Here is a 20,067-nt window from a genome sequence, read left to right as displayed (position 1 = left end):
CCAGTTTCGGCGAACTTGTAGGTGAGAAACTCCGCGCCGCTCATGCGCCCGCCGTTGGTGAGCTCGAGCTCGATGTCATCGCCGTCATGGCGGATGATTTTGTCGAGCTCGTCGAGCGTTATCACGACGTTGGTTCCCACCGCCGGCCGAGACCCCACACCTTCTTTAAAGAAGACCTGACGGGTGGCTTCTAGGAGGTCGGTGGGGTTAATGGACTCCAGGGTGCTGCGCATGGTGGAGATGTTGAGCGCGGAGTCGGTAACCGTGAGCGAGTGCGGGCCATTTTTGCGGTAGGTAAGGCGCACCCCAGGCGACGGCACGCGCTTGGGCCTGAGCTCCTTCAAGCGCTCCGCCGCCACTGAAGCAACCCGTTCTGAAGGCGTGGATGCAAGTGTGACGCGCAAATTCCAGACGTCGAGTTGCTTCTTCAGTTTGGCGGCGTAGGACTCAATGAGGCTCAGTGTGGCCAGGTCGTGGCCTTGGCGTTGGGCCGCCCGACGCGCTGCGCGCTGCTTGCCGGTGAAGCGGGTATCGCCGAAATAGATGGCATGAAGCGACGCCAGCTCCGCTGCATCACCGCGTGAGGCGCCGAGCGCGCGCAAGCTTTCGGGTGTGCTGGTTGCTGCTTCCACCAGCGCAATCCCCGAGTTGCGAAGGCGGATGTAGGTCTCAATATCCCCCATGGGCACAGAGCCTAAAACAGGCCCTAAGGCCTCGCAACCGGAGGGGAAAACGCCCTGTTCATGTGCCTTGTAATTCGGAGCTCACACGGGAGTAACGGCACGGGGTGCAATGGCACGAATGGCCATAAGTTCACAGAGACAACATATTGGGTGGTATGTTTGGTGAAACAAATGAACTGGTGGTCCCACTTATCGCTGTCTTGCCGCTGAAAGTCCTGGGCAGAAAGCTGTGAGCGGGCCAGAACTAAAACCATGAGGAGGCGGGAATGCGACGTGAGACGGAAGAAAGCCGGATGAATGCTTCTTCGCCTGGCAAGGCAGATAAGGGGAGCGCAGCAGGCCACGACAGTGAGGCCATGGGGTGGCACCGCGTCCTCGATTGGCGCCCCACGAGTACCGTGTCGCGCGTGCTCATCGTCTTCCTTCTCGTTGCGCCGCTGATCGTAGCCGGCACCATGATGTGGGCCATGTGGGACCCGTCAAAGTACATGCGCAACATTGACTTGGCGGTGGTGAATGAGGACGCGGGCGTCGAGAAGCAGGGCACATACACCAACTACGGTGATCAGGTCGTCGAAGGCCTGTTGGAGACGGGGTACCTGAACTTCACCGAGGTCAGCAAGGGTGACGGGGACGAGGGGCTGCTCAAGGGCACATACCTCATGGTGGTGACCATCCCGGAGAACTTTTCCGAGCAGGCCGTCACCATCATCAGCGATAAACCGGTCAAGCCGGAGATTCATTTCGCCACCAATGATTATTACGGCACGAATGGTTCGGTGATTTCCTCCAGCCTCATCCCGCAGGTGCAGACCAGCGTGGAGAATGCGATTTCCAAGAAATATGCCGACCAAGTCATCGAGGGCCTCAACAAACTCAGCGACGGCCTGGGCACCGCGGCCGAGGGCGCCGGCCGTCTCGATGAGGGTGCGGGCAAATTGCAGGAAGGCGGCGGGCGCGCGGTCGAGGGAATCGCCAAGCTGGACGCTGGCGCGGGCGATCTCAACAACGGTACGGGCCAGCTCCTGGACGGCACGAACCGCCTGAATGACGGTGTAGGACGCCTCAGCGATGGCGCCGCGCAGCTCGATGATGGCGCCGCGCAGCTGGCCGACGGCTCCGACAAACTGCTTGCCGGCACCGGCCGCCTAGCGGATGGCGCGGGCCAAATCGATGGCGGCGTCAACCAACTGACGGGCATGCTCATCCCGGTGCTCAAGCAGGCGCAGGCCGTGGCCCCGGCACTCCTGCAGCTTGTCGACGTCCTCCGGGGCCTTGGCATGCAGCAACAAGCTGAGCAGCTTTATTCACTGGTCTCCAAGCTGGACCCGGCCGCCAGCGGCAACATGGTGGCGCAGCTGGAGAAGCTTTCTGCCGGCACCGGCCAGCTCTACTACAACCTGGCCGATCCCAATTCGGAGTACTTGGGCGGCATGATGGCTCTTAATGACGGTGCGCACCGCTTGTCCGATGGTTCCCAGCAGCTGCGTGCGGGTGTTGGCGAACTGAGCGACGGTGCCGTCCAGCTGCAGGACGGTGCTTCCCGCTTGCACGAAGGCACCGGTACGTTGAAGGACGGAACGAGCCAGCTCGCCGCCGGCGGCACCGAGCTGAAGGATGGCATGGACCAGCTCAAGGCGGGCTCGAACGAATTGGCCACCAAGCTTGCCGACGGCGCCGCCAAGGCCCCCTCCATTACCCAGCCGGATACGTCCGCACAGAACATGGCCGTGCCCATCAATTTCACGTCCTCTAACCTGCATCCGGTCCAGACGGTGGTCGACCCGGTAGACCCGACCCAGAAGAACATCACCGGTGGCGTATCGATGCTCTTCGTGCTCGTCTTCGGATTCCTCGTCATGCTGCTGGTAGCGATGACGCTGCCTTATTACCTGGGGCGCCGGGGCGAGTCGGCCACGAGCCCGGTGCGCGGTATCCTTGCAGCCTTCGGGGTCGTGGCGGGATTGAATTTCCTCGTCCTAGCCTTCATGGCCTTCATGTCCTCCACGATGGGATGGTCTCCGGCGAGCTGGCCGATGATGCTGCTGGTCATCGCTGCCATCGCCGCCGTGGGGGCGGCGACCTACCAGTTCTTCCTGGTTACCTTTGGACGCAAGATCGGCGCCATCTTCGCCGTTGGTGCGTTCGCCTTGGGCATCATGGTCTTCGGAGGCGTGTGGCCGGTGGCGGCGATTCCGCGCCCGTTGAGCATGCTGCATCCTTTCCACCCGATGTCCTATGCGAAGAATGCCTTTACCCGCGCGACCGACGGCATCCACGATGGCACCTTCTGGGCGGGAATCGCGGTGCTGTTCATCGTGACCGCTCTGGCGTTGGTGGCCTCCTGCGTTATTTTCCGGGCCCGTCACCATGGCACCGCCCGAATTGTGGACGAGCACCTATTCCGCGCTCCGGCGGTGGTCGACGCCTAGAAATCGCGAGACGCGAGCCCACCTGGAAGGTTACGCAGCTCGATGCCCATATCCGCTGCCAGATCGGCGTAGCGCAGGACGAAGCCAGCGCTGCGCCCACCGGAGGGGCAGGCCACGTAGACCAGTTCGGAGGAGCACGAAGCGAGCGCTCGGCGCACGGCATCATCATCGGTGACGGTATGCCAGGGCAGTGTCACCGTGGCATCAGGAGAGTCGGGGTTCTCGGAGATATCGAGGAGGGCGGCGTGGCCGGTGACAAGCTCCGGCGGCAGGGTGTGCCGGCCAGGTAGGGCAGTAACGAGGGGGCGCTCAGGATCCGGGACGACTGTGAGCGTGCGGAAACTCCCGGGCAGCGCCTCATAGGACGTAACACGGCCACGCAGCTCTTCATGGTGCGGAAGCTCTCCCAACCAGCCCAGCGCCGCGGTGGCCATGAGCCCCGCGATGACCGATGTCGTAGCCCCCAGGACCCCCGCTGTGGAGCACTCGAGAGCCTCGCCACTAGGCGGTGCGGGGAAGAGATCGCGCAAGCCCACCCCGCGCCCGTCAGCACATGCATTCCCGGAGTGCCACAGCGCGGCCTGCCCGCCGTAGCGCAGCACGGTACCCCAGGCCAGCGGGGTAGAGGTGAGCTCGCAGGCATCAGCGACGAGGTACTTCGTGACGAAGGTATCTGAGCCATCGAGGACGAGGTCGGCCTCTGCGCAGAGGTCAAGAACTGTAGAGGAAGTCAGCCGCGCGTTGAGCGCGGTGATCTGCAACTCGGGGGCAAGCTCGCGGGCGCGCGCGGCGGCTACTTCGACCTTGGGCTTGCCGACGTCTCCGACCCCAAGCAACACCTGCCTGTGCAGATTGCTGATATCGACGGTATCGGAATCGATGAGCGTGATCCGCCCGATGCCAGCCGCCGCCAGCTGCTGGAGGGCCGGGCAGCCCAGCCCGCCGGCTCCCACGACGAGCACGTGCGCCGCGTGGAACCGCTCCTGGGCCTCGTCACCGAAGCCGGGCAGGATGCGCTGGCGCGCGGTGCGGGCGCGTTCGGTCTCGCTGAGCATGATGGCAGTCCTTCTAAATGGAGCGGTGGTGGGCTACAGAACCTGGTCAGCCCAGTTGGCCAGACCTTCGAAAGTGGAGGATGCCTGGGCGTGTTCGCGCTGCGGGATACGACCGGCGCTCCGCGCGAGTCGACCCGCCTCGACGGCGTGGCGCATGGCGGTGGCCATGGCCTCTGGGTTCTGGCAGCGGTTGACCGCGCTGGCCAGCAGCACGCCAGAGCAGCCCAGCTCCATGGCGAGGGTGGCGTCGGAGGCGGTGCCGATGCCGGCGTCGACAAGCACGGGCACCGAGGCGCGTGAGCAGATGAGCTCGAGGTTGTGGGGGTTGAGAATACCCAGGCCGGTGCCGATGGGGGCGCCCAGCGGCATGACGGCCGCAGCCCCGGCATCCTCGAGGCGCTGGGCGGCGACGGGATCGTCGCTGGTGTAGGCCAGCACGGTGAAACCTTCGGCGCTCAGGAGCTCGGTGGCGTCGAGGGTTTCCAGGACATCGGGCAGCAGCGTGTGCTCATCGGCGATCACCTCTACCTTGACCCAGGAGGTCCCCAGCGCCTCACGGGCCATGCGGGCGGTGAGCACGGCCTCGCGCGCGGTGCGACACCCGGCGGTGTTGGGGAGTGGGGCAATGTCCAGCCGGCGCAACAGATCGAAGACACTCTCACCGTCACGGGTGCCAGCGTGGCGACGCATGGCCACGGTGGTCAGCTCGGTTCCGGAGGCGATGAGTGCGCGCTCGAGGGCGTCATGGCTCGTGGCCCCACCGGTGCCCATGATGAGGTGGGAGGAAAAGGTGGTATCGGCGATGGTGAGCATTTAACCTCCTTGGACTGCGGTGAGGATTTCCACGGCCGCGCCTTCGGTGAGTGAGGTGGACTCCCACTGCGAGCGGGGAACGACCTGCTCGGACAGTGCCACGGCGGTGCCGTCGGCGGCGATGTTCCGCTCGTCCAACAATTCGGTGATGGTCGTCGCTGAGGTGTCAGTGGGCTGGCCATTGAGGATGAGGATCATGGCTGCTCCTTGAGGTGACGTAGAGGATCACAAGCGGTGAGATCGATGCTGGGTTCGGAGCCTTCGATGAGTTCGCGGGTACAGCGCGCGGCCAGGGCCGTGAGCAGGATACCGTGGCGGAAATAGCCGGTGGAGATGACGAGCTTGTCGCTTACGCGGCCGAGGTACGGCAGGTCATCCGGGGTGCCGGGGCGGGCACCCGCGCTGGCCTCGAGGAATTCGCACTCTTCGACGGCGGGGAGGATGCGTATGGCGTCGCGAAGCAGCGCGTAGACACCGCCGGCCTGGGCCGTGGCAAGAGTGTCCTCGCGGGTTGTAGCGCCAACCGCCAAGGTGCCGTCGCCGCGGGGGATGAGGTAGATGGGGCGGTCCTCCACGAAGCCGCGGACCACGCGGGTGAGCAGCGGCTGGAGCTCGTCCGGTACGCGCAGGCGCAGGATATCTCCGTACACCGGGCGCAGGTGCAGCGGGGAATCTGTGAGCCCAGCCGAGTCAGCCCACTCGATATCACGCGCACCCAGCCCGGCTGCGAGTACGACCTGTTCAGCTTCGAACTCGCCGACGGCCGTGGTGACCATGCCCGTGGCAGCGTTAATCGACTGCGCTGCCGTGCGGAAGAAACGCACCCCAAGACCCTGGGCAGCGCTGATGAGGGCAGCCGCCCACTGGCGGGGAAAGACCTGCGTGTCACCCGGGATGCTGACGGCCCCGGCCAAGCGTGGTGACAGCAACGGTTCGGCGCGCCGGGCTTCGCGCACGGTGATGCGCTCGACCTCCATGCCGTGGAGGGATTGATAGTCGGCCAGCTCGGTGAGGTGCTGAGCATCCGCACGATCAGCGGCGACGACAAGGGTGCCCTCGGCGCGGTAGCCAGTGGAGACCTCCGTGTGGGCGGCAACCAGATCTATAAGCTCCGGGTACCACGCGCCGGAAGCGCGCATCAGCGGGAAGAGTGGATCCTGCTGGTAGACCACCTCGGCGGCGGGGGCGAGCATGCCGCCGGCATAGTGCGAAGCCCCAGAGGCCGGTGCCGGGTCCAAGACAGTGACCTTAAAGCCCCGCGCGGCCAACTCCACGGCGGTGGCCAGACCAATGACGCCCGCGCCGACGACGATGACTGAGGGATCAGAGCTAGTACTCATCGCGCACCTTCGTCAAAACCGGACAGCAGCGCGCGGCAATAAGCTTCTGGGTCCTCGGCATTCATGATGCCGCGAACCACAGCGAGGCCCGCAACGCCCGTCGCGGCAAGGTCGGCGGCATCGGCGGCGGTGACATCCCCGATGGCCACGAGTGGCACGCGGGAGAGCTTCACCAATTCCGGGTAAGCGTGAAGCCCCAGCGGCGTGCGGCCGGAGTCCTTCGTCGGAGTCGCGCGGAACGGGCCGCAACCGATGTAGTCAATGACATCTGCGACGTCATTGGCAGCCTCGACCAATTCGCGGGTGCCGGTGGTCAGACCGATAATCGCGTCCGGCCCCAACAACGCGCGGGCAGCGGCGACGGGCAAATCGTCTTGGCCGACGTGCACGCCATGCACCGGCTCGCCGGCGTGGCGGAGGGCGGCGGCGACGTCCACGCGGTCGTCGATAAGCACGCGCGTTTCTGGGTTGGCCTTCGCCACCGCGCGGGCCACGTCGCGGCCTAAAAAGAAAAGGTCGCGGGCGGAAATCGGCTTGGAGCGCACCTGCACGACCCCGGCACCGCCCCGAGCCGCTGCCGCAGCGATGCGCACGATCTCCGCAGGCGTGCCCGCGCCCGTGACGAAGTAGCAGCGAAGATCAGGCATGCGCGGTTTCTTCTTCCTGATAGAGCTGAGATCCCTGAGCCTTAAACTCTTCCGACATCTGTTTCTCACCGGCACGGGCGGCGGCCACGACCTCGGGATCGATGGAGCCCTTACCCGGAAAACTTGGCATACCAAGGGAATCGGAGAAGGTATCCCGAATGTCCTGGCTGATGCGCATCGAGCAGAACTTCGGGCCACACATGGAGCAGAAGTGCGCGGTCTTCGCCGGCTCCGCGGGCAGGGTCTCATCGTGGTAGGCCTGCGCGGTGTCCGGGTCGAGGGAGAGCGCGAACTGGTCGTGCCAGCGGAACTCGAAGCGGGCCTTACTCATCGCATCATCCCAAGCGCGCGCACCTGGGTGGCCCTTGGCCACGTCGGCCGCATGGGCGGCAAGCTTGTAGGTGATGACGCCGGCCTTCACATCATCGCGGTTGGGAAGCCCCAAGTGTTCCTTCGGGGTGACGTAGCACAGCATGGCCGTACCACCCATGGCGATATGCGCCGCACCAATGGCGGAGGTGATGTGGTCATAGCCCGGTGCGATATCCGTAACCAGCGGGCCCAGTGTGTAGAAGGGAGCGTCGGAAGCCCAGTCCTGCTCGAGCTCGTTGTTTTCCTGAATCATGTTGAGCGGAACGTGCCCGGGGCCTTCCACCATGACCTGGACGTCGTACTCCCAGGCGCGCCGGGTGAGCTCACCGATGGTCTTCAGCTCGGCGAACTGGGCGGTGTCGTTGGCATCCGCCAAGGAGCCGGGGCGCAGGCCATCGCCGAGGGAGAAAGCGACGTCGTAGCGCGCGAAAATTTCACACAGCTCGTCGAAGTTTTCGTAGAGGAAGGACTCCTTGTGGTGCGCCAGGCACCATCCCGCCATGATGGAGCCGCCGCGGGAGACGATGCCGGTGACGCGGTTCGTGGTTAACGGCACGTAGGGCAAAAGCACGCCGGCGTGCACGGTCATGTAGTCCACGCCTTGCTCGCACTGTTCGATGACGGTATCGCGGAAAATCTCCCATGTCAGGTCTTCCGCGACACCATTGACCTTCTCCAGCGCCTGGTAAATGGGCACGGTGCCGATTGGGACCGGCGAGTTGCGCAGGATCCACTCGCGAGTGGTGTGGATGTCATCACCGGTGGAGAGGTCCATCACGGTATCCGCACCCCAGCGGGTGGCCCAGCGCAGTTTGGATACTTCCTCCGCAATTGAGGAGGTCACTGCGGAGTTGCCGATATTGGCATTGATCTTGGTCAGGAACCTCCGGCCGATAATCATCGGCTCCGACTCGGGGTGGTTGACGTTATTGGGCAGAATGGCGCGGCCACGAGCGATTTCGGAACGCACGAACTCTGGGTCGCAGTGCTCGCGCAGAGCCACGAACTCCATCTCCTTGGTGATGATCCCCTGGCGTGCGTAGTACATCTGGGTGACGCGCTTACCTTCCTTCGCACGCAGCGGCTGGCGACGCTCGCCTTTCCACTCCAAGGAGGCAGCACCGCGGCGCTCGGCCGAGCGGCCATCGTCAGCGAGGTTGCGTGCGCGGCCCTCATACTCTTCAACGTCCCCGCGCTCCGCAATCCACTCCGCGCGCAGCGCCGGCAGACCCACCTCAGGTTCACACTCCGGGCCGCGCGTGCGGTAGATCCGGAACGGTTCGTTGGGCCCGGTGGGAGAATCATCCAGCTGGATCTCGGTCTCTGGTACCTCCAGGCCATTCTCCCGGATGGGGGAGTAGTAGTGCTTGGGGTGGATCTCGCCGGAATCGGTGGATGGGATGGGGTTATGGGTAGCCGCCATGGCTGCTCCTCTCTTCCTTCGCTGGTGCTAACCAGACAGGTTCGAACGGTGCAGGCGCGGTATCAGCGCCACTCTCAGCCCACTTCCGGTGGGCGCCCGTGGGGTATCAGTGCGTCACCCACCTTAGAGCCCCCGGCGGGCACGTGTCAGGCGTTTGGGGCAATTTGTTCTGCGGGGGTGGGGTGTGGAAAGATAGCGATGTTCTGTGTAATAGGCACGAACCGGTCAGCCACCGCGAGGTGGCGCTAGGGTCCTCTGTCTTAAACTGAAAAGGAAAACACCAATGGCAAACCTCATTGACAAGGTTGATGCAGCTTCGCTGCGCGACGATATCCCGTCCTTCCGCCCGGGCGATACCCTTGACGTCAACGTCAAGGTCATCGAGGGCAGCACCGAGCGTACCCAGCTCTTCAAGGGTGTCTGCATCCGCCGTCAGGGCGACGGCATCCGCGAGACCTTCACCGTGCGTAAGGTCTCCTTCGGCATCGGCGTTGAGCGTACCTTCCCGGTTCACTCCCCGAACATTGCTTCCATCGAGGTAGTTCGTCGCGGCCGTGTTCGCCGCGCCAAGCTGTACTACCTGCGCGACCTGCGCGGCAAGAAGGCCCGCATCAAGGAGCGCCGCTAATTTACAGCGCGTCACAGCCCTTCGCCTTATCCTCACCGCGAGGAAAGGTGAAGGGCTTTTTTGGTTTCATCCCTCGAGCGCGCGCCGCGCGGGGCCCACAAGGCCCGTGAGGATAAGACACATTGCTAGGATTTAGCCCGTGGAAAAAGAAAACGACTTTACTGAAGGTTCCCAGGGCGCTGGGGGAGAGGCGTCGGAAAGCACGGCGCCCCCAGCTGAGGACAAGAAGCAGATGCCTTGGTTGCTGGAGACTGTCCTCGTGGTGGTCTGTGTGCTCGCGGTCGTTGGAGTTTTCCAGAACTTCGTGGGCCGGCAGTATGTCATCCCGTCCGGCTCCATGGAGCCGACACTGCACGGCTGCGAAGGGTGCAACAACGACCGTATCTTCACCGAGAAGGTTTCTTATTACGGCGACAAGAGCCCGGAGCCTGGTGATGTCGTGGTCTTTAAGGGGACCCCGGACTGGGACAGCAATTGGGTGTCGCCACGCTCCGATAACCCGATCATCCACCGTATCCAGGATGCCCTGAGCTACGTGTCGCTCACCCCGCCCGACGAGAACACCCTGGTCAAGCGCGTCATTGCTACCGGTGGTCAGACGGTGTCCTGCCAGGAGGGGGATCCGGCAGTCATGGTGGATGGCAAGCCTATTGAGCAGGATTATGTGCAGGATCCACCAACGTATCGAGTCGATGAGACCACTGGTTCCTACGCCTGCGGCGGCGCGTATTTTGGCCCCGTGACCGTGCCTGAGGGCAATATTTGGGTAATGGGAGATAACCGCACGGCCTCCGCGGACTCGCGTTATCACATGCAGGATGAGTACCAAGGAACTATCCCGCTGGAGAACGTTCGCGGCAAGGTGATGTTCATCTTCTTCCCCTTCAACCGCATCGGTGGAGTCGATGACCCGGACATCCAGTCCTAGAGTTCGCGATGTCTTATGGGCGCTGGCAGTTACCTTCGTGGCGCTGGCGCTGATTCAGGCCTTTGTGGGCAGGATGTACCTCATCCCGTCCTCCTCCATGGAACCCACACTGCATGGCTGCCCGGGATGCACGAATGATCGCATCGCGGTGCAGAAGGTGAGCTATTACTTTAACGACCCGCGTCCTGGGCAGGTCGTAGTCTTTTCCGGGCCAGACTCGTGGAACACGTCTTTTGAGGTGAAGCGTTCCCGCAACGTGCTCCTGCGCGGCATACAAAACCTTGGTGCCGCCGTGGGGCTCGTTCCTAACGGCGACAATATCTTGGTCAAGCGGGTCATCGCGACCGGTGGGCAGACCGTGTCGTGCCAGGAGGGGGATCCAGCCGTGATGGTGGATGGCAAGCCCACCAACCAGGACTTCGTTCTGAATCCGCCGGAGATACCTGTTGATGAACGCGTGGGCTCGCAGGCCTGCGGCGGCGCTTACTTTGGTCCCGTTACAGTCCCGGAGGGGCACCTGTGGGTCATGGGAGACAATCGCACAAACTCGCTGGATTCGCGCGCGCACCTCGGAGACAAACTGCAGGGCACCGTTCCCGTGGAGAACGTGCGCGGGAAGGTTGCCGCCGTGGTGATGCCGTTCAGCCGCGCCCAGACTATCGATGCTCAACCGGTGTAAACGCTATGCGCCGTCTCAAACAGAAGAGAACCTATGAAGTCGCGCTCTCCAAGGCGGGGCTGGGGCCTGTCGCGGGGGTGGATGAAGCTGGGCGTGGGGCCTGCTGCGGGCCGGTGACTATTGCCGCGTGCATCTTGCCCGATCGCATCATTCCCGGTTTGGAGCGGCTCGATGACTCGAAGAAGCTCACGCCGGCGGCCAGGGAGAAGCTGGAGCCGCTGATCAAACGTCGCGCGCTGGCGTGGTCGGTGGTGCACGTGGGGGCAAAGGACATCGATGACTTTGGCATCCAGCACGCCAACCTGTCGGGGATGCGCCGCGCGGTGGCACAGCTTAAGGTCCGCCCAGGCTATGTGCTGAGCGACGCCCTTTTTGTCCCTGGACTGCCCACCCCGCAACTGCCGATCATTGGCGGCGATACCGCCGCGCGCTGCATCGCTGCGGCAAGCGTTGTGGCCAAGGTGTCTCGTGATCGCTTGATGGATGAACTCGCGCAGCGCTACCCGGGCTATGCCTTGGAATCGCATAAAGGGTACGGCACCGCCGCACACCAAGAGGCCATCGTGCAGTTGGGGGCGACGCCGGAGCACCGCATGAGTTATCGCAACGTTGCTGGCGCGCACGCGCAATTCCTCGCGCGCGCCTGAAGCCTGAGACGGGCTGCGGGAACTAAGCTGGTGCTCAATCTGTGACACCGTGATCCCGGTTGATTGTGAGCGAAGGAGAAGCACACCGTGAGCGCTGAGGAACTCGATAACTACGAGGCTGAAGTCGAGCTGTCGCTGTACCGCGAATACCGCGATGTAGTCAGCCAATTCTCCTATGTGGTGGAAACCGAACGCAGGTTTTACCTGGCCAATGCGGTCGAGCTCATTCCGCATACGTCTGGGCCAGACGTTTATTACGAGGTCCGCATGTCCGATGCATGGGTATGGGATATGTACCGCTCGGCGCGCTTTGTGCGCTACGTCCGTGTGATCACCTACAAGGACGTCAACATTGAGGAGCTGGACAAGCCGGACTTTGTCCTCCCAGAGTAACGCTCGTCTGCGGGGGCGGGTGCCAATAAAGTGGTGAGTCCGGACTAGTTATCCACAGATTTGGTGTGGCGAGACTCAAGGATCTCGCCAGGGGGATGCCGAGTGAGGTGTTCTGGAAGTGCCGTAAGGGGGGTGTGCGGCACAGGTATTGTCTTGTGTCGTGCTTGCGGCGTGTTGTGTACACGTTCAATTCCAAGGAGCACCATAATGACAAAAAATCTAGCGACTTCTGTGCATTCACCGAGCGTGGGGCAGACCATCCGCCCTGCGGATGCACTGGGGAAAGCGGGGGAGAAGTTCGCCGCTGACTTTTACCGTGCGCGCGGGGCTCAGGTGATAGCCGCGAACGTCCACTACCGCGTGGGCGAGCTCGACCTCGTTGTGCGCGAGCCTGATGGAACCATCGTCTTCTGCGAAGTTAAAACTCGAGCAACCCGCAACTTTGGCGTGGCTGAAACGGTGACACCGCGCAAGCTGAAGCGCCTTCGCAAGGCTGCAGCGCAGTGGCTGAGCGCAAGGCGGAGTACTACTCAGCCCTTAAGCAAGGTTCGCTTCGATGTACTCGGGCTCGTGTCCACAGGGGCTGAGACGGGGGAAGCCTTCGAGGTGGAGTATTTCCAGGGAGTTGACCATGGCTCTCGGTAGATGCGACACGATAGCGCTAGATGGAGTCCTGGCCCGGGTGGTCACAGTGGAGGCCAACGTTGGCCCCGGACTTCCCGGAGTTCACGTTGTGGGACTGGGTGATGCCGCGATTTCGGAGTCGCGGGATCGCATCCGGACCGCGGTGAGCAACTCGCACCTACCGTGGCCGAAGACAAAAGTCGTGGTGTCCATGTCACCAGCATCGTTGCCCAAGGCGGGCGCACATTTCGATCTCCCCATGGCGCTGGCCATCTTAGCGGCAGGCCAGACCGAGAAAAGTCGGCTCAGTGGGGCGCTCGTGCTCGGCGAGTTGGGGCTGGACGGGCAGGTTCGCCCGGTCTCCGGCATCATCCCGGCGATTCTGGCGGCACGGTCGCAAGGCTATGACACGCTGATCATTCCGGTTGGTAACGCGGCAGAAGCAGCATTGGTTCCCGGCATGCGAGTGCTGGTGGCAGAGACTCTTTGGGACGCTTTCGCTTGGGTGTGTGGAAGTGATTGCCTGCCGGACGCGCAGCTGATCACGCACGCTGCGGCGCCTGCGCGCGAACAAGTTGCAGATTTCAGCGAGGTGGCCGGACAGCGGGAAGCCAAGTGGGCAGCTGAGGTTGCTGCGGCTGGCGGCCATCACGTGATGATGGTGGGGCCGCCCGGTTCCGGCAAATCGATGATTGCTTCGCGTTTGCCGGGCATCCTTCCGCGCTTGACCACGGAACAAGCAGTGGAGGCTACCGCGATCCACTCGGTGGCGGGAGCCGTTGGCACCGCGATTTCCCGGGCTCCCTTCATCGCGCCGCACGCTTCGGTCACGAGGGCCGCGTTGATCGGCGGTGGATCGGGGCGTCCGCGGCCAGGTGCGGTGAGTCTGGCGCACCATGGAGTGCTCTTTCTCGACGAGGTCAGCGAGGTTCCGGCGCAAGTACTGGATAGCTTGCGCGCACCGCTGGAAGAAGGACAGGTGCGCTTGACTCGGGCTAGCCGCGAGGTAATCTTTCCCGCCCGCTTTCAACTGGTGTTGGCTGCGAACCCGTGCCGCTGCGGCGCTGAAGAACCGTCACGCTGCGAATGCCGGGCAGCAGACAGGATGAACTACCTATCCAACCTTTCGGGCCCATTACGCGACCGCCTCGACATCATTGTGTCTTTGTCGGGGCAATCTGCGGTACTACACCCAGAAGGGGAGGAAACCTCCACAGATATAGCTCAGCGCGTTGCCGCCGCCAGGGAACGGATGAAGGCGCGCTGGGAGGCCGATGGGCTGGGAAGCGTAGTCAACGGCGCCGTGTCCGCCTCCTATTTGCGGCGTCATCGCCCAGCAGCGGAGTCGGCCATGATTATGCTTGCTGCCTACTTGGCTGAAGGAGAACTGAGCCAGCGCGGGGTGGATCGTGTGCTGCGCTTGGCCTGGACGCTGGCGGACCTCGATGGAACCGCCCGTCCCGAGCTCGACCACGTCAGCCGCGCACTCGATCTCCGCGGCGCTGACACGATCGAGAGGTTGGCCGCATGAGTGAACTCAACGTGTCGACCAGCAGACACACCTGGGCCTACCTCAACCGCGTGGTGGAAGGACCCTCACCAACTCTCCACGGTCTCTTGACCCAATACCCGGCTGAGGAGATAGCGCGAGGAATCTATAAGGGGGAGGACTGGATCGGGCCCCTGCGACAGGCCACAGCGTCGCGGCGAGACTGGCTACGACAAGACGAAGACCTCGCTGCCGCAGAGGCGGTCGGAGCCCGGCTCATCACACCCGATGACGCGGAGTGGCCTGGGGAGGAATTCGCCCGTGCTTTTGGGTTCTACCACCAGGGGCTAGTTGATGCCCCGGCGACGTTTGATGACCAAGCAGTCCCGCCCCACAGCCTCTGGGTTCGAGGCGGGAACCTGCGCGAAGCGGTAGCCCAATCCGTTGCCCTGGTGGGCACGCGCGCCGTGAGCCGGTATGGCTGGGAGGCGGGCTCACTTCTGGCTGGTGGCCTAGCAGCTCACCAATGGACCGTGGTTTCCGGCGGGGCGGTGGGTGTCGATACAGCGGTGCACGAAGCAGCTCTCGACGCAGGTGGGCAGACTGTCGCGGTGGCAGCCTGCGGTATCGACATTTCCTACCCGGCGCGCAATGCACGTCTCTTCGACAGGATCGCCGGGAATGGGTGCATCGTGTCCGAGTTCGCGCCGGGCACACGGCCACAGCGCTTCCGCTTTTTATCCCGCAACCGCCTCGTGGCGGCGTTGACCAGCGGCACCGTGGTGGTGGAGGCCGGGTTTCGTTCTGGTGCGTTAAACACCCTGAACTGGGCGGAGGCCCTGGGCCGGGTTGCCATGGCGGTGCCGGGCCCAGTCACGACGTCTGGGTCCTTGGGGTGCCACCAACGCATCCAGGATGGGCGAGCGCAACTGGTGGCCTCAGTCGATGAAATACGTGGACTCGTGGGCAAAGTGGGGGAAGTGGACGCTGCGGGGCAGTATGAACTTGAGTTCCAGCCGACCCCGGTACAACGCTTGTCCCGCAACGAGCTCAAAGTGTATGACTCCACTCCACCGGGAAGCGCGGAGGAAGGCGCGAGTGCGGAGGATATCGCGGCTGCTGCGGGAATGCGGGTGGCGCTGACCATCCACCTGCTCGTGGCGATGCAAAAGATGGGGGTGATTACACGCTCGGGCGCGATGTGGCAGCGCACCTGAGTACACTCATGTGACATGAGTGGAGCATGTGGTAACGCTGAACGGCGTGTGGGCGGCCAGCTGGAGGAAGCGATCGAGGACTTTGCGGATTATCAGCGCAACGTCCGCGGGCGCTCCGAAGCGACCATCCGTGGCTACTGCTCAGACCTGCGCCTGCTGGCTGCCGACGTTCCGAACTTCTCGTCATTCACTCTCAACGCCCTTCGTGCATGGCTGGCGGGTGCCGTCGATGAGGGAAAATCTCGCTCCACGCTGGCGCGGCGTACCGCGGCGGTGCGCGCCTTTTCCACGTGGGCTGCACGCGAGGGGTACCTCGAGACTGATGTCGCCCAGCGCCTGGCTACGCCCAAGGTGGGCAAGCATCTGCCCACTGTGATGTCTCCCGCCGCCGCGGGGGAACTGATGGGTAATGCCGTCTCCGCCGATGAGATCCATTTCCTGCGTGATAGCGCAATGCTCGAGTTTCTCTATGCTACCGGTGCGCGCGTAGCCGAATTGGTGAGCCTGGATATCGGGGATGTGGATCTTTCCCGTCGCACCGCGCGCGTGACCGGTAAAGGCAATAAGCAGCGCGTCGTCCCCTTCGGGGATGCGGCCCACGACGCGCTGCGCGCCTGGCTGAAGACCGGACGCCCCGAGCTCGCCGGCGAAACGGAAGCAGTCTTTGTGGGCACGCGCGGACGCCGAATCGATGCGCGCCAGGTCCGCCGCGTCGTCGAACGCGCTGCACAAGTCACGGGCGCGCCGGGGCTCACCCCGCACGGCCTACGCCACTCCGCGGCTACGCACCTGCTCGAGGGCGGGGCCGATTTACGAATCGTGCAAGAGCTGCTTGGTCACTCGTCACTGCAGACCACGCAGGTCTATACGCACGTTTCTGCCCAGCGCCTTAAGGACGTTTACGCTCGTTCCCACCCGCGGGCTTGAGTCGAATGACGGGTTCGCCGAGGAGATCCAGCGGGTTGATGTAGTCCTCGCGGCCTTTAATTGCGCCCCAATGGAGTCCCGGATAGCCGTCCACGGACGGCGCGAGTGTGCCGATCACGTCTCCTTCCTGTACTCGGTCACCTTTCTTAACCCGCGCGAACACTGGTTGATAAGTGGTGCGTAGGCCGTTGCCGTGAGCAATCGAAAGGGCCGGCTTGCCCGCTATGGAGCCGGCGAAGTACACAATGCCGTCGCCAGCGGCACGCACCTTACCGCCGACGGGCAGGTCCAGATCGACACCGCGATGCCCAGCCATCCACCGCTTCTCAGGAGGCTCGAAACCGCGCAAGACACGCGAAGCAACCGGCTCCCCGGTGGTGGGGTCAACGAAGGCGGTGGCGAGGGGGACGTCGGCAAGCGCGGCCCAGAGGCATAGCAGGGCAAATAAACAAAGTAGATGGTGACGCATGACCTCAAGCCTGCGCGTGAGCGCGACCAGTGGGAAGAGGCTGCGGTCCACCTGTGGATAACTCGTTGCAGAAGTAACCCATGGTGCGCTAGAGAAAAGTTCGTTAAGCCTGTCAACAATCCAGCGGAGCTGATTCGGTCGCGTCGTTTGGAATCGCCGTGTGTGCAGTACTAAGCTAGTCCACAGCAGTCTGTGCTCGGCACCGAATGGTTACCACATGGACTGACTACGCGCGGCGAAGTAGTCGCTTCCTGGGTTAAGGAAGAGACAGTCCGTGGTTGACGTGGTCCCCGGGATAATGGGGTGTTGACCAGGGCCTTCGTTGCTAGGGTGCGGAATAAAACACCGCACAATTTTTGCAAAACCGAAACAACTTATAGAAAGCGAGCGAAACATGGCAGTCGTAACCATGCGCGAGCTCCTCGACGCTGGTGTCCACTTCGGTCACCAGACCCGTCGCTGGAACCCGAAGATGAAGCGCTTCATCTTCACCGACCGTAACGGCATCTACATCATCGACCTGCAGCAGACGCTGACCTACATCGATGAGGCCTTCGAGTTCGTGAAGGAAACCGTCGCACACGGCGGCACCATCCTCTTCGTTGGTACCAAGAAGCAGGCTCAGGAAGCCGTTGCTGAAGAGGCAACCCGCGTGGGAATGCCCTACGTTAACCACCGCTGGCTCGGCGGTATGCTCACCAACTTCCAGACCGTCTCCAAGCGCCTGAAGCGCATGAAGGAGCTGCAGGCTATGGATGCGGCTGAGGACGGCTACAAGGGCCGCACCAAGAAGGAAGTTCTGATGCTGACCCGTGAGCGCACCAAGCTGGAGCGCGTCCTGGGCGGTATCTCCGATATGACCAAGGCTCCGTCCGCACTGTGGATCGTTGACACCAACAAGGAGCACATCGCGGTCAAGGAAGCCCAGAAGCTTAACATCCCGGTTGTTGCCATCCTGGACACCAACTGCGACCCGGATGAGGTCGACTTCCCGATTCCGGGCAACGACGACGCTATCCGCGCCACCAAGCTGCTCTCCGGCATCATCGCCACCGCTGTGGATGAGGGCAAGAAGGCTCGCGAGGAGCGTCAGCTTGCACAGGCCAAGGAGGCTGCCGGCGACACCGCTGAGAAGGACGCCCGCGACGCCGCTGAGGCTGCCGCTGCGTCTGACCCGGCTTCCGCTGAGAAGTCCGAGGACGCCGAGAAGTCCGCAGAGTAATCTGCATACCTGAAGCCCCCGTACCGCGCGGCCCCTACTGTCCGCGGCGATGGGGGCTTTTTCTCACGTGTTTTCCGAAGCTTGCGAAGGCGCGTGACACACCACAGGGGTGAAACACCACGCGGAGGGTTTCCTCCGTTGGGGGAGTGGGAGAAAGCTAACACCCCCCTCAACGCGACGTGGTGGTAGCGATTCAGCTACGCTGTTTCAACGAATACCGTTTAAATCCAAGGAGGATCGCTCCAACTATGGCGAACTACACTGCTGCAGACGTAAAGGCATTGCGTGAGGCCACCGGCGCCGGCATGCTCGATTGCAAGAAGGCTCTCGACGAGTCCCAGGGTGACTATGACAAGGCCGTTGAGTACCTGCGCATCAAGGGTGCGAAGAACGTGTCCAAGCGTGCTGAGCGTGAGGCTACCGAGGGTCTGATTGCCGTGTCCGGCAACACCATGGTCGAGATCAACTGTGAGACCGACTTCGTGGCAAAGAATGAGGCCTTCAAGTCCTTCGCTGCCAAGATTGCTGAGGCTGCTGGCGAGGCTAAGGTTAACTCCGGCGAGGAGCTCAACAACCTCGAGATCGATGGCAAGAAGGTTTCCGAGGTCGTCGACGAAGAGTCCGCAAAGACCGGTGAGAAGCTGCAGGCACGCCGTGCAGTCACCATCGAGGGTGACAACGTTGCTGTTTACCTGCACCAGCGTTCCGCTGACCTGCCGCCGGCTGTCGGTGTTCTCGTTTCCTACGAGGGCAACGCTGAGGGTGCACACGCAGTAGCCCTGCAGATTGCTGCCATGAACGCTGAGTACCTCACCCGCGAGGACGTCCCGGCTGAGGTCGTTGAGAAGGAGCGCGAGATCGCTGAGGCCACCACCCGCGAGGAGGGCAAGCCGGAGGCTGCGCTGCCGAAGATTGTGGAAGGCCGCCTCAACGGCTTCTACAAGTCCGTCGTCCTGCTGGAGCAGGCTTCCCTGTCTGACTCCAAGAAGACCGTCAAGCAGGTTGCAGACGAGGCCGGCACCACCATCACCGGTTTCGTCCGCTACGAGGTTGGCGCCTAAGCGTTCCTGACGCTGCCGCAGTCATGACCGCGTAGTGCGGCGACTGCGCTCTGCTCCCTCCCCCTCTTCATTTCCTTTAGCCGCGTGGCCGAGGGAAAGAGATGGGGGAGGGATTTCGCTGTTTTAGCCTGCCCCTGAGGGTGGGGCTCGCACGCAGCTGAGTATTAGTGAGCGGCTTCCTATGGTTAAGATGGAACAGAATTATTCAAGCGCTTAACTGAAGCGTCGCCATGCGTGAAGGAGACGATGAGGACCGTGACCAACCCTGAACCGAAGCGAACCGGATACAAGCGAGTCATGCTCAAGCTGGGCGGTGAGATGTTCGGCGGTGGCAAGGTCGGCATCGACCCTGATGTGGTAGAAAACGTCGCCCGCCAAATCGCTGAGGTGGCGAAGCAAGGTACCGAAATCGCCGTCGTTATCGGCGGCGGTAACTTCTTCCGCGGCGCCGAACTTTCCCAGCGCGGCATGGACCGCGCGCGCTCCGACTACATGGGCATGCTCGGCACCGTCATGAACTCCCTGGCACTGCAGGACTTCCTCAAGCAGCAGGGCATCGACTGCCGCGTGCAGACCTCCATCAACATGGCCCAGATCGCTGAGCCCTACCTCCCGCTGCGTGCCGACCGCCACTTGGAAAAGGGCCGCGTCGTCATCTTCGGCGCCGGAATGGGCATGCCGTACTTCTCCACCGATACCACTGCGGCGCAGCGAGCCCTAGAGATCGGCGCGGAAGTCCTCTTCTTGGCCAAGGCAGTCGACGGCGTCTATTCGGCCGACCCCCGCACCAACCCGGATGCCGAACTGTATTCCGAAATCACCCCGCGTGAGGTTATTGAGAAGGGTCTGAAGGTCGCCGATGCCACCGCATTCAGCCTCTGCATGGACAACAATATGCCGATTTTGGTCTTTAACCTGCTCACCGAGGGCAACATCAAGCGTGCTGTCAACGGCGAGAAGATCGGCACGCTGGTCCAGTCCTAGTACAAATGGGCTGCGACCTGCTAAATTCTTTCCC

General features: G+C 62.9%; 20 protein-coding genes, 1 pseudogene and 1 riboswitch. Of the genes and pseudogenes, 13 read left to right on the top strand and 8 right to left on the bottom strand.

Annotated features, from left to right (window positions below):
- Window positions 1–683, bottom strand: a pseudogene (locus tag RDN59_RS01810) (HNH endonuclease); the annotation flags it as partial.
- 266 nt (window positions 684–949) lie between these two features.
- On the opposite strand from RDN59_RS01810, the gene RDN59_RS01805 reads away from it, so the two are divergent.
- Complete coding sequence (locus tag RDN59_RS01805; protein WP_308606303.1) at window positions 950–3,115, top strand: YhgE/Pip domain-containing protein; 2,166 nt, start codon at window positions 950–952, stop codon at window positions 3,113–3,115.
- Here RDN59_RS01805 and RDN59_RS01800 read toward each other — a convergent pair.
- The 6 genes from RDN59_RS01800 to thiC all read right to left on the bottom strand — a co-directional run bounded on the left by RDN59_RS01800 (window position 3,112) and on the right by thiC (window position 8,765).
- Window positions 3,112–4,170, bottom strand: coding sequence for a ThiF family adenylyltransferase (locus RDN59_RS01800; RefSeq protein ID WP_308606302.1), 1,059 nt, complete (start codon window positions 4,168–4,170; stop codon window positions 3,112–3,114). The two genes, RDN59_RS01805 and RDN59_RS01800, sit on opposite strands and share 4 nt — an antisense overlap.
- 33 nt (window positions 4,171–4,203) lie before the next feature.
- Complete coding sequence (locus RDN59_RS01795; RefSeq protein ID WP_308606301.1) at window positions 4,204–4,983, bottom strand: thiazole synthase; 780 nt, start codon at window positions 4,981–4,983, stop codon at window positions 4,204–4,206.
- Entirely contained in the window at window positions 4,984–5,181 is a 198-nt protein-coding gene (gene thiS, locus RDN59_RS01790) for a sulfur carrier protein ThiS (protein ID WP_308606300.1), read from the bottom strand. It abuts the gene before it with no gap.
- On the bottom strand, window positions 5,178–6,323 hold the full coding sequence (thiO, locus tag RDN59_RS01785) for a glycine oxidase ThiO (RefSeq protein ID WP_308606299.1): 1,146 nt from the start codon (window positions 6,321–6,323) through the stop codon (window positions 5,178–5,180). Before thiO ends, thiS begins: the two co-directional genes overlap by 4 nt.
- Window positions 6,320–6,970, bottom strand: coding sequence for a thiamine phosphate synthase (locus RDN59_RS01780; protein WP_308606298.1), 651 nt, complete (start codon window positions 6,968–6,970; stop codon window positions 6,320–6,322). Before RDN59_RS01780 ends, thiO begins: the two co-directional genes overlap by 4 nt.
- A complete protein-coding gene (gene thiC / locus RDN59_RS01775) occupies window positions 6,963–8,765 on the bottom strand; it encodes a phosphomethylpyrimidine synthase ThiC (RefSeq protein ID WP_308606297.1) in 1,803 nt (600 codons plus the stop codon). Before thiC ends, RDN59_RS01780 begins: the two co-directional genes overlap by 8 nt.
- A riboswitch (TPP riboswitch) is annotated at window positions 8,761–8,875 on the bottom strand. Its footprint overlaps the gene before it by 5 nt.
- 173 nt (window positions 8,876–9,048) lie before the next feature.
- Between thiC and rplS the strand changes: the two genes are divergently transcribed.
- The 9 genes from rplS to RDN59_RS01730 all read left to right on the top strand — a co-directional run bounded on the left by rplS (window position 9,049) and on the right by RDN59_RS01730 (window position 16,297).
- Window positions 9,049–9,393, top strand: a complete 345-nt coding sequence (rplS, locus tag RDN59_RS01770) for a 50S ribosomal protein L19 (RefSeq protein WP_046648044.1) — start codon at window positions 9,049–9,051, stop codon at window positions 9,391–9,393.
- Between the two features lie 232 nt (window positions 9,394–9,625).
- A complete protein-coding gene (lepB, locus tag RDN59_RS01765; RefSeq protein WP_308606305.1) occupies window positions 9,626–10,321 on the top strand; it encodes a signal peptidase I in 696 nt (231 codons plus the stop codon).
- Window positions 10,299–11,000: a signal peptidase I gene (gene lepB / locus RDN59_RS01760; protein ID WP_308606295.1), complete on the top strand. Its 702-nt coding sequence runs from the start codon at window positions 10,299–10,301 to the stop codon at window positions 10,998–11,000. The genes lepB (RDN59_RS01765) and lepB (RDN59_RS01760) overlap by 23 nt, the downstream gene beginning before the upstream one ends.
- A gap of 5 nt (window positions 11,001–11,005) precedes the next feature.
- Window positions 11,006–11,647: a ribonuclease HII gene (locus tag RDN59_RS01755; RefSeq protein WP_308606294.1), complete on the top strand. Its 642-nt coding sequence runs from the start codon at window positions 11,006–11,008 to the stop codon at window positions 11,645–11,647.
- 87 nt (window positions 11,648–11,734) lie between these two features.
- Window positions 11,735–12,040 (top strand): DUF2469 domain-containing protein, encoded by a 306-nt coding sequence (locus RDN59_RS01750; protein WP_005528899.1) that lies wholly within the window; start codon window positions 11,735–11,737, stop codon window positions 12,038–12,040.
- Between the two features lie 207 nt (window positions 12,041–12,247).
- Complete coding sequence (locus tag RDN59_RS01745; protein ID WP_308606293.1) at window positions 12,248–12,685, top strand: YraN family protein; 438 nt, start codon at window positions 12,248–12,250, stop codon at window positions 12,683–12,685.
- Complete coding sequence (locus tag RDN59_RS01740; protein WP_308606292.1) at window positions 12,672–14,195, top strand: YifB family Mg chelatase-like AAA ATPase; 1,524 nt, start codon at window positions 12,672–12,674, stop codon at window positions 14,193–14,195. The genes RDN59_RS01745 and RDN59_RS01740 overlap by 14 nt, the downstream gene beginning before the upstream one ends.
- Window positions 14,192–15,370: a DNA-processing protein DprA gene (gene dprA / locus RDN59_RS01735; RefSeq protein WP_308606291.1), complete on the top strand. Its 1,179-nt coding sequence runs from the start codon at window positions 14,192–14,194 to the stop codon at window positions 15,368–15,370. The genes RDN59_RS01740 and dprA overlap by 4 nt, the downstream gene beginning before the upstream one ends.
- Before the next feature lie 15 nt (window positions 15,371–15,385).
- On the top strand, window positions 15,386–16,297 hold the full coding sequence (locus RDN59_RS01730) for a tyrosine recombinase XerC (protein ID WP_308606290.1): 912 nt from the start codon (window positions 15,386–15,388) through the stop codon (window positions 16,295–16,297).
- On the opposite strand, the gene RDN59_RS01725 is transcribed toward RDN59_RS01730, so the two are convergent.
- A complete protein-coding gene (locus tag RDN59_RS01725) occupies window positions 16,260–16,766 on the bottom strand; it encodes a M23 family metallopeptidase (RefSeq protein WP_308606289.1) in 507 nt (168 codons plus the stop codon). The two genes, RDN59_RS01730 and RDN59_RS01725, sit on opposite strands and share 38 nt — an antisense overlap.
- 394 nt (window positions 16,767–17,160) lie before the next feature.
- Here RDN59_RS01725 and rpsB point away from each other — a divergent pair, with 394 nt between their 5' ends.
- The 3 genes from rpsB to pyrH all read left to right on the top strand — a co-directional run bounded on the left by rpsB (window position 17,161) and on the right by pyrH (window position 20,033).
- A complete protein-coding gene (gene rpsB, locus RDN59_RS01720) occupies window positions 17,161–17,988 on the top strand; it encodes a 30S ribosomal protein S2 (protein WP_046648052.1) in 828 nt (275 codons plus the stop codon).
- Between the two features lie 248 nt (window positions 17,989–18,236).
- On the top strand, window positions 18,237–19,049 hold the full coding sequence (tsf, locus tag RDN59_RS01715; RefSeq protein WP_308606288.1) for a translation elongation factor Ts: 813 nt from the start codon (window positions 18,237–18,239) through the stop codon (window positions 19,047–19,049).
- 246 nt (window positions 19,050–19,295) lie between these two features.
- A complete protein-coding gene (pyrH, locus tag RDN59_RS01710) occupies window positions 19,296–20,033 on the top strand; it encodes a UMP kinase (RefSeq protein WP_308606287.1) in 738 nt (245 codons plus the stop codon).
- Window positions 20,034–20,067 lie beyond the last annotated feature (34 nt).

Source organism: uncultured Corynebacterium sp., from assembly GCF_902489365.1.
GTDB lineage: Bacteria > Actinomycetota > Actinomycetes > Mycobacteriales > Mycobacteriaceae > Corynebacterium.
Note: the sequence above shows the minus strand (reverse complement) of the source record. Positions and strands in the feature narration are given on the sequence as shown.